The 1,504-nt window shown below is 66.5% G+C and carries 3 protein-coding genes; all 3 read right to left on the bottom strand.

What is annotated here, in order from left to right; all coding sequences use genetic code 11:
• The coding region (locus ACK4FK_RS18795; RefSeq protein ID WP_409747248.1) for a lysophospholipid acyltransferase family protein at positions 1-630 on the bottom strand (630 nt) is incomplete at its 3' end.
• Positions 627-1,166 carry a D-glycero-beta-D-manno-heptose 1,7-bisphosphate 7-phosphatase gene (gene gmhB, locus ACK4FK_RS18790; protein WP_409747246.1) on the bottom strand — a complete coding sequence of 180 codons (540 nt, stop codon included), beginning with the start codon at positions 1,164-1,166 and terminating at the stop codon, positions 627-629. The genes ACK4FK_RS18795 and gmhB, both read right to left, overlap by 4 nt.
• A gap of 119 nt (positions 1,167-1,285) precedes the next feature.
• Positions 1,286-1,504, bottom strand: a 219-nt coding sequence (locus ACK4FK_RS18785; protein WP_409747243.1) for a hypothetical protein, incomplete at its 5' end; no start/stop codon positions are given.

The following is a 1,504-nucleotide window of genomic DNA, read 5'->3' as shown; positions in this document are numbered from 1 at the left end:
GGTCGGAATGGGCGGGCCGATCACCACGGTGATCTCGCCGGGGCGCTTGATGAAGGCGTTTTTCCCCCACAGCCGGCCGGCGTTGTGCGCCACCGGCAGCACCGGCACACCGGCCTTGACCGCCAGCCAGGCGCCACCCACGTTGTATTTCCCCTTCTGTCCCGGTGGCATGCGCGAGCCTTCTGGAAAGACGACGACCCAGAAACCCTGGGCGAGCCGCTGCCGGCCCTGTTCTTCCAGGGCCTTCAAGGCCTCGCGGCCGGCGCTGCGGTCGATGGCGATGGGACTGGTCATGGCCAGACCCCAGCCGAAGAATGGGATCTGCAGCAACTCCCGCTTCAGCACGAAGGCGAGCGGTGGCAGGAACAGCTGAAAGGCCATGGTCTCCCAGGCCGACTGATGCTTGGCCAGGACCACGCAGGGCCCCTTGGGCAGACGATCCAAGCCGATGACGCGGTAGCGGATGCCGAGCACCCAGCGCGCAAGCCACAGGATGATGCGGCTCCACAGGCGCATGACCCGGTAGCGTTGCAAGGGCGGCAAGGGGAAGAACAGCGGCGCGATCAGGCCATAGGGGATGGTGATCGCCACCTGCAGCAAGGCGAACAGCAGCGAGCGCAGGAAGGTCATGCCTCGGCGAGCAGGACGCGCACGGCCTCGGCAAGGTCGTCGAAGACGCGGGTGCCCTGTGGCAGCTCGGCCGTGGCCAGGGTCAGCCGGCCCTTGCCGGTGCGCACCAGGATCGGCGCCGCCCCCGCCGCATGGGCCGCCTGCAGGTCACGCAGGCTGTCGCCTATGACCGGCACCCCCCTGAGGTCGGCATGAAAGCGCACGGCGATCTCCTGCAGCAGTCCGGGTCTGGGTTTACGGCATTGGCAGCGCGAATCGGCGGCATGCGGGCAGAAGAAGATCGCCTCGATACGCCCCCCCACCCGGGCAAGCTGCGCGTGCATCTTGCCGTGGATGGCGTTGAGCGTGGCCATGTCCAGGAGCCCGCGGCCAACGCCGGACTGGTTGGAGGCCACCACGACGCGGAAACCCGCCTGGTTCAGGCTGGCGATCGCCTCCAGACTGCCGGGGATGGGGCGCCACTCCTCCGGCGACTTGATGAATTGATCCGAGTCGTAGTTGATGACGCCGTCGCGATCGAGGATGACCAGTTTCATGCGCGCTGGGCTCAAGGCTTGCGCACAGACTAGCCCATGCCGGCGCGTCCTACAAGCCGCAGGCGATCGCCTTGTCAAGGCAAAGTAGAAATGTCCGGTAGGTCGTGAAGGCTTTGCCTTCAGGGGCTGGCCAATTGGCCATCCCCTGAAGGCGGCGCGGCGGGATGGCGGCGCCAAGGGTGGTCTGGAGCGGGACGCCATTTTTCTTTGGGATGGTGTGCCTTCAGGACGGCATCGACCCGTGCATTGAGCGTCTTGTCATCCACCGGCAGCGGGATGTCCTGGGCCGGGTCAAAGACCTTGTAGGGCAGCACCTCCTCACCTGCCACAAGCTCGAT

Source organism: Ferrovibrio sp., assembly GCF_046297895.1.
Taxonomy (GTDB): Bacteria; Pseudomonadota; Alphaproteobacteria; order Ferrovibrionales; family Ferrovibrionaceae; genus Ferrovibrio.
Note: the sequence above shows the minus strand (reverse complement) of the source record. Positions and strands in the feature narration are given on the sequence as shown.

Coding starts and splice junctions, on each gene's coding strand:
- gmhB (WP_409747246.1), bottom strand. CDS start 1,166: ATGAAACTGGTCATCCTCGATCGCGACGGCGTCATCAACTACGACTCG.